General features: G+C 38.6%; 1 protein-coding gene. It reads left to right on the forward strand.

What is annotated here, in order from left to right; translation table 11 throughout:
• Positions 1-804: IS1380 family transposase (locus ACOI1D_RS21695; RefSeq protein ID WP_422504282.1), on the forward strand; the 804-nt coding region annotated here is incomplete at its 5' end.
• Between the last annotated feature and the right edge of the window lie 163 nt (positions 805-967).

Below are 967 nucleotides of genomic sequence, written 5' to 3' on the forward strand. Positions count from 1 at the left end.
CATCCACTGTTTATGTTCGATGGCGTAACAGGGGATTGTCTCAAGGCTGTATTACGTTCTGGCAATGTGTATACATCGAGACAAATTGTTGCATTTATTGGCCCAGAGCTCAAAAAGTTAAGAAAAAAATACCCCAACATAAAGATCATCATACGTGGAGACAGTGGATTTGCCACACCTGAGCTATACAAACTTTGTGAGGCGCATGGGGCCGACTTTGTTATTCGATTGAAAGCGAATCAACGTCTACAAAAGGTTGCAAACTCTTTCATTGATGAGATTGCTACCCAGGTTGATATCTACGATGGTTATCAAGCGTTTTATCGGGAATTCACGTACAAGGCGAAAAGTTGGGATCTGGATCGAAAGGTGATAGTGAAACTAGAAAAACCAAAAGACCAATTACTGTTCATCCCCACCTTTATTGTGACAACACTAGATGACTCGCCAAAGGATACCGTGCAATTTTATGCGATGCGTGGAACAATGGAAAACTACATAAAAGAAGGAAAATTTGGATTTGCCTTTGGGAAAATGAGTAGCTCAGAATTTGAGGTTAACTCCAATAAGCTACAAATTGCCGTTTTAGCGTACAATTTGCACAATGGTTTACGTCGTCTTTGTATGCCGAAGGCTATGAAAAAGCACCGGATTCAAACGGTTCGCATGCGATTCATCAAAATTGCAGGGAAACTCAGCCGTTCCGGCCGGTATCTCTTATTTAAATTATCCAGCAGTTCCTTATATAAACAGGAATTTTTGAGTACACTAAGGCGGATTCAACAACTGCCAAGCTTTTGTTAGAACTAATACCTCTAAAGAAAAAAACAAATTCCTCGATACAGGATACGTATGTCTTTTTTTGGTCTTTTAATTCTGGATAAGAATAAAATTTGGTTATTATCATCTATTACCGTTCATTAGCCATGAAAAGATGCTAAAAAACACATAAATTCACTGTCTTTTT

Source organism: Virgibacillus sp. DJP39 (assembly GCF_049310925.1).
Taxonomy (GTDB): domain Bacteria; phylum Bacillota; class Bacilli; order Bacillales; family Amphibacillaceae; genus Virgibacillus_F.